This window comes from Bacteroidia bacterium (assembly GCA_026932145.1).
Classification (GTDB): Bacteria; Bacteroidota; Bacteroidia; order J057; family JAIXKT01; genus JAIXKT01.
In genome coordinates, this window is sequence record JAIXKT010000026.1 from 1 (window position 1) to 7,038 (window position 7,038).

5 protein-coding genes are annotated in these 7,038 nt (G+C 32.4%); all 5 read left to right on the forward strand.

The window, feature by feature from the left end; genetic code table 11:
• The first annotated feature begins 134 nt into the window (after positions 1 to 134).
• The 5 genes from LC115_07035 (at position 135) to LC115_07055 (ending at position 6,962) form a co-directional block, all read left to right on the forward strand.
• Positions 135 to 377, forward strand: a complete 243-nt coding sequence (locus tag LC115_07035; GenBank protein MCZ2356429.1) for a hypothetical protein — start codon at positions 135 to 137, stop codon at positions 375 to 377.
• Positions 378 to 439: 62 nt separating this feature from the next.
• The gene (locus LC115_07040; GenBank protein MCZ2356430.1) at positions 440 to 3,310 is read left to right on the forward strand and encodes a type 2 lantipeptide synthetase LanM family protein; all 2,871 of its coding nucleotides are present in this window, start codon (positions 440 to 442) and stop codon (positions 3,308 to 3,310) included.
• 29 nt (positions 3,311 to 3,339) lie between these two features.
• Positions 3,340 to 4,452: a hypothetical protein gene (locus LC115_07045; protein MCZ2356431.1), complete on the forward strand. Its 1,113-nt coding sequence runs from the start codon at positions 3,340 to 3,342 to the stop codon at positions 4,450 to 4,452.
• Positions 4,453 to 4,624: 172 nt separating this feature from the next.
• The gene (locus LC115_07050; GenBank protein MCZ2356432.1) at positions 4,625 to 5,080 is read left to right on the forward strand and encodes a DUF5063 domain-containing protein; all 456 of its coding nucleotides are present in this window, start codon (positions 4,625 to 4,627) and stop codon (positions 5,078 to 5,080) included.
• Between the two features lie 412 nt (positions 5,081 to 5,492).
• Positions 5,493 to 6,962, forward strand: a complete 1,470-nt coding sequence (locus tag LC115_07055; protein MCZ2356433.1) for an HNH endonuclease — start codon at positions 5,493 to 5,495, stop codon at positions 6,960 to 6,962.
• Positions 6,963 to 7,038 lie beyond the last annotated feature (76 nt).

Genomic DNA, 7,038 nt, shown 5'->3' on the forward strand with positions numbered 1-7,038 from the left:
GTTAGGCGACAGCTTTAAATGAACATTATAAATATTTTGAGTAAAAATTAACACATTTAAAATTATTCGTAAATTTGGCATTCAAGCGGATGCCGAAAAGCTAATAGAGTAGGCTAAATTAAAACTTCAATATTATGGCACTAATTGAAATTATGAAGATGAAGAAACAAGATTTACAATTTCTTGTAGCGAGGCACAACGGTGCTTTAGGTTCTTCAGGAACTGGAAGCGGTTCGGGATGTGATGGCACAACAGTACATTGCTGTTTTGCCGACCCAACAACTGCCCAAATTCGAGAGGCTACAACAGAGGAATCACCTTCTGGCTACAAACTTGTAGCGGGAAGATGTGAGTTTGCAATCGGTTTGGAAGGTTAAATTTTAATAAAGCCCGAAGGTTAATCGCCTTTGGGCTTTATTAAATTCTTTAAAAGAAAAATATGAAAATTTCAGGGAAGTTACTTTCGTCTAATAAAGAAAATCTCTTATTTAAAAATGTAGGAGAGTGTATTAGTTACATTGATTTTCCAGAACTATATAATTCTATTTTGAATGATTTTAAAATAGAATTAATGCAAAATATCCAAGTAGATGAAATAATACTAAAAAATGTAGTCGAAAATATTTCCCGACAAATATTCGAAGTTGCAAAAGCTCCCATTTTATATACATTCAATCAATTTTATTTTAAACCTAATACGGTAAAATTAACCTTTAATAGGAAAGATTTACTTCAAAAATGTTACACAAAATATCCTGAGTTAAGTAGAATAATTGAAATACAGATTCGGCAGTACTGCATTTATTTTTCAAACTTAATAAAACGATTATACGATGATGAAGTAGATATAAAAAAACAATTTGAAATATCAGGAAGCGTTATTTCTTTTACTTGGCCATTGGGCGATTTTCATAACGGAGGAGAAACGCATACAATTATTAATTACAGTTGTGGGAATAGAGTTATCTACAAGGTAAAAAACCCAAAAGGCAATTTAGCAATAGAGAACCTGATTTTATCCATTACACAAAAAGGGCATAAAATACCCTATTTATTTCCGAAAAGGCTGATTAAAGATAGTTATTATTGGGAAGAATTTATTAAACATAAACCGTCTGACAGTAAAGATTTACAAATTTCATTTTACAAAGCAATAGGTAACTATTTGGCAGTATTTTATATTTTAGGAATTTCCGACATAATAAGTGATAATATTATATCAAACAGTGGAACACCTGTATTCATTGATATTGAGTGCTTATTAAAACCAACGATTAAAACATCAGACAAAGACATTTTTCCTTCTGCAGATAATTTTTTGAAAGAATCTGTTGTTGGAACAGGACTTTTACCTTTCTGGACTTCTATTCGAGCCAATGAGGCTGGCACAAACTTTGGCGGTATTTCCAATTCAAAACTATACACACAAGAAACATATTTATATGTTGCTACCAATGGGAAAATAGCATATGATTATAAAAAAACAGAAAAATCCCCTTCTCATTTACCGTACATTAATCAACATTTATCTACAAAAACAACTTATGATTGCATTTCAAGTGGTTTTACGGAAACCTGTTGTTTCTTGAAAGATGAAAAGAATTGGTTGGGAGATTATGTAAATAAGCTAATCGAAAAATATAAGATAAATAGTCGAGTCTTATTAAGACACACTTCCGTATATGAAACAATATTGAAAGAAAGCATTCATCCTGACTATTTGATTAGCGGTAATGAAAGGAGTAATTTTTTAAACTGCCTAAATGATACTTTTGACAGAATCTGTTTTCCACGGGGAATAATAGAATTGGAAAAAGAACAATTGAAAAATTTTAACATTCCAATATTTTACGCAAAACCATTAGAATGTACCATTTTCAGCAATAACAGTATATTTGATATTATCGAATTTAATGGTTTCGAATCAATGTTGAAAAGGCTAAATAATCTATCTTCAATAGTGATAAAAAAACAAAATTCATTAATTGAAAAATCCATTGCTTGTTTTGAAAAAATTACATCAACTGATTCAAAAATAGAAAAAAATGCTATTAAATTTTATCCTGCTAAAGAATGTGAAAATCAGAAAAATTATGTGCAAAATTATGTAATTAAACTAGCTGACAAGCTGATAGAAGATAGTATTTGGATAGATAACTCATATCAATGGATAGATATTAGTGTCGGAAGAGTTGGACAATGGGAGATAGCTCCCAAAAATCCTGGAATATATGATGGCATTGACGGTTTGGGACTTTTTTACTTATATCTCTATGATACAACAAAAATAGAACGATATAAAAACATTTCTAAAATACTACTAGATAAATCCTTATTCGCTTTCAACCATTTTGACATCTCAAAATCTTATCACCTTTTCTCTCCTTTAAATTATCCCTTTTCAATATTATTTTTTTTGTGGCATTACCAGTCTATAACTAAAGATTATGAAGTAGAAATTGATAAACTTTTTGAAAATAAATTAGTCCCTTTTGTAACGGCTCATATAGAATCAGATACACACTTAGACTTTGCCAACGGTTGCTCTGCTCTACTGTGTTTATTGGTTGATTATTATAATGAATATTCTACAAAGTCATTAGAAAATACGATTCATCTTATTGCTAAGAAAATAATTAAATCTGCAATTCAGACACCTTGTGGAATTACGTGGGGAAATCAGAAGTTTAAGAAATTAGTTGGATTTGCACACGGAAATGCAGGGTTTTTATACTCATTATCAAAATATTATAAAATATTCGGCATAAATAAAGATGGTCTTATACTTACCAATGACATTATTAGATATATCCAGCACAATTATTCTACCGATAATTTAGGGTGGAAAGATTTACGATACCAAGAAGATTCTATTGCCTTGCCTTCTTGGTGTCACGGTTCATCAGGAATTCTTATTGCATATTTAGAAACTCAAAATAATCTTCCTGTAAAATTAGATATTGACTGGACTGGTATTTCTGAACAAATTTTCAAGAAAGGATTTGATTCCTTGCATTGTATTTGTCACGGAATGACAGGGAATGCAGAAATACTTCATCGTATAAGTGGTTTTATAAATAATTCTTCCTTTTCCACAAGAGCCAATGATAAACTATTGATTGAGATTGAGAAAAATTTTAATGAGTTTAATTGGAAAACAGGATTTACAAATGGAAAATTTTCATTAAACGGTTTATTTTTAGGAACATCAGGTATCGGATATAATCTATTGAAAATATTTGTTAATCCTAAAATGCCTTCGCTTCTAACTCTTGACCCACCTGAATCCAATAAAGCCAATAGACCTTGAAGCATCTACTTTATCATATATTATTTGTTTTGACGATTTCTTTTAATTGCCTTGCTCAAAACAAAGCAACTTATTCTAAGGAATTTTATCTTCATAGTATTGCGGACACGGTAGGAAAAACTCAACACAAAGACGTAGTAGATTTTTGGGTCAATTATTTATATGAAGAAAACGATTCAGTAAGACAGAAATATTGGTTAGACACAGACATTAAACGTTTCGGGAATGATTACTCTTTATTTTATAATTCACTATTTCAATATCCCCCCAATACTTTACTAAACTATTTCAAGCCATATATTTTATCCATTTATTTAGATGATACAACATATCATATAGTTACTGCATTTATGAATTTTAATTTTGCTCCGAATGATACCTCAATTGTTCAAAATTCTAATCCATTTGCAATTACTGAAATAGGCGTGGTGAAAAAAAATAACGAATTTTATTTATCAAATCTATTTGATGAACGTACTCAAAAATGGGTAAAAGTTAAAATGGGTAAAATACGATACATAATAGACCCATTAATAGCCCCAAATGAAACTGAAATGTTAGACGCAACAAAGTTTATAGATAATTTATCAAATATATTTTCGTTAGAAAGTGATTCTATTACCTATGTGGTCTGTAAAACACCTCAAAATTTAGGTTATCTTATAGGGTTTAATTTTTTCTTTTCAGGTTTTACCACAGGAAAAACATTCATTAGTGCAAGGATGATAGTTTCAGGCAAAGGTTCATTTAACTATCCTCACGAATTAACACACATACTTATTGACCCTATATTAAATTCAGGGAACTTCATAAGTGAAGGTATTGCAACATATTTTGGAGGAAGTGCGAACAAAACATATAAACAACTTCTACAAGAATTTTACAAAAATCATTATCCTATTAGTGCAGACACATTTAATACAATTACAGCGTATGCAAACTCTCCTGCTTCATATACATTAAGTGCATTGATTATAGACATAATATATAATAAATATGGGATTCAAGGTGTTTTAAAATTAAAAAAATCGCCTGACAAACCGAAAAATTGCTTAAAACATATTTGTGTAACTTTTGACATCAATGAAAACAATTTATTCAAATTGATAAACGAGTTGTTGATTAACTTTGCCGAAAAGTAAACTGATGAAAGCCGATCGCCTAACAGCGGTTTTGCGTCAGGCGGGGTGAAGTGCTTCGTATGAACATTTGTGCTAAATTTGAGTTTTCGGCTTCGTATCAAGGTTAGTGCTAAAAATCCCGCCCGAACGCAAAGCCGCAGACCGTTATGTGCCATATTAGGACGACACCGTAATGACAGAGTTAATTCCAACAATAAACGAAATTGTTAAGTATGGACTACAGCCAAACTTGACAGTAACTGACAAAGAAAAATTGTTGGAACGACACCTCGTGAAAATTTACGACCTGTATTTTGACATAGAATATAAATTTGACGAAACAGACTATCCAGACTTTGACAAAACGCAATTTCCTGACATTATACAAAATGTTACTAGTAATTTTAAGGACTTCGGGTTCTACAAAACCATACTTGACATCAACGACATTGACAACTTAAAAGACAACGCAATAGGTGACGCAATTGACGACCTTTCCGACATCATTGCCGACCTATTGGAAATCAAATGGAGAATTGAAAACAACAGTTTGGCAGACGGGCTTTGGTTTTTTGAACTGATATTTTATAGCCATACTCAACAACATATTCTTGACCTTTTAAACTTTATGAAGCAGAAAAATGGTTAAGACAAAAATTCGTTTCGTTGACATTATTTATTGGCTTGCAATTATCGGGGCAGACCTTTTTGTTTTCATAATTCTTGGACTTTTACTTATGGGTTATGACGACAGCTATGACAGCAGTAAAGGAGAATATTGGAGTTTGGCAAGTATGAACTCGACAGAAAAAATAATCTACATTTGTTACAACGGTTGGATAATATTAAACATAATTGGACTTGCATACATTGGACGGAAAATATACAGACGAAAGAAATACGGCACATAACACGGGTTTTGCGTCAGGCGGGCTGACGTGTAAACTTGAAGCTTTGTGCTTCTATTCAAGTTCAGTGCTGGCAGACAGTTTTGTGCTCCGAAACCCGCCCGAACGCAAAGCCCGAAAACGTTAGCAGCAACTGTAGCACGACACTAAACAATGACAGTAACGACAGAAATATTAGACCGACTTTTTAACGACTTCGCAAACTTTGTTTCGACAGCGGACAATAAACCATTTTCAGATTTTAAGACTTCTGCGTTTATTGACAAAGCCGAGAATTACAAATATTCTGTTTACGATGAAGCAAGAAATAATTTAGGACAAAAATGGTGGAAACCTGAAGACATCGGAACAGGGAAAATTCAACAAGCAGTAAGTTCAGCAATTAAGACAAGAGTAAATCACAGCTTTCAAATGGTTGACAACAACCTTGTGGACTGGAGAAAGAAAGATGATTTTGCCAAAACAAGTAAAAATAAAAATCTTGAAACGACACTATTTAATTTTTACAAAAGCAAAATTTCCGACCAACAAGCATTTGAAACATTAATAGACGAAAAATTAAGTTATCAGTTTATAGCGTATCTCTTTTTCATAAAAGACAGAAATAGATTTATGCCTATTTCTCAAGCAAAGTTTGACGAAATTTTTGAAATTATCGGTTTACCGAGCTTTAAAACAAGCCACAATCTTTCTTGGGACAACTACTCAACATATCTTGATATAATTAAACAAGTTCGTGACTTTCTAAAAACGAAAGACAAAAATGTAACCTTGTTAGATGCTCACTCTTTTTTGTGGATACTTGGAAACCAAATGAGAGTTACAATCAAAGCAACGCAATCCAAACCAAGCGTTGAAAAAAATGACGAACAAGAAAAGCCAACAACAGTAGTTAAAGACATATTTTCAAAATCATCTGAACTAAACAGTTTAGAATGGACTGAAATATTGCAGAACGAGAAACTAACCAATGAACTTGATTTAGCAATTTTTCAAGCCTTGTATTCGTTTCAAGACCATAAAGCCTATGCAAGTCAAATTGCCTTAATTTTAGAAACTACTCACCCACCGTTAAATCTCGAAATTGGACGATACGCAAAACGTATTGCCGAACATTACGACATAAATTTTACTGCAAGAAGTGCTGAAAAATTTAAGTTTTGGGATTTGTTTTTTAACGGCTGGGACGAAGGGACAAAGTTTGTTTGGCAATTAAGACCTGAATTAGTTGAAGCCTTAATAGCAACGGGTTTGACAGGAGATGAAATTTATCCTGACGAACTTCCAACAGAAAATACAGAAGAACTTTTTGAAGGTATTAAGCGAACAGTAACTGTAAACTCATACGAAAGAAACTCAAAGGCAAGACAACTTTGTGTAAAGCATTGGAAAGCCATTTGTGCCGTTTGCACTTTTGACTTTGAAAAAACATACGGAGAAATTGGTAAAGGTTTTATACACGTTCATCACTTGACACCCGTTTCACAAATTGGAAAAGCGTATCAAGTTGACCCAATTAACGACCTAATTCCAGTTTGCCCAAATTGTCATTCAATGTTACACCGACAAGAACCACCATTGACAATTGACGAACTAAAAACACTTATGAACAATGACGACTGAAAGAACAGCAGCTGCTAACATGGGTTTGGCAAAAGTGGCGGTTCAGTGCTCCGCAGACACATTTGTGGTTAATCAA

What these genes read in the sequence shown, in the direction of transcription:
- LC115_07035 (MCZ2356429.1), top strand. Translation starts at nt 135, where the DNA reads ATGGCACTAATTGAAATTATGAAGATGAAGAAACAAGATTTACAATTT.
- LC115_07040 (MCZ2356430.1), top strand. Translation starts at nt 440, where the DNA reads ATGAAAATTTCAGGGAAGTTACTTTCGTCTAATAAAGAAAATCTCTTA.
- LC115_07050 (MCZ2356432.1), top strand. Translation starts at nt 4,625, where the DNA reads ATGACAGAGTTAATTCCAACAATAAACGAAATTGTTAAGTATGGACTA.
- LC115_07055 (MCZ2356433.1), top strand. Translation starts at nt 5,493, where the DNA reads ATGACAGTAACGACAGAAATATTAGACCGACTTTTTAACGACTTCGCA.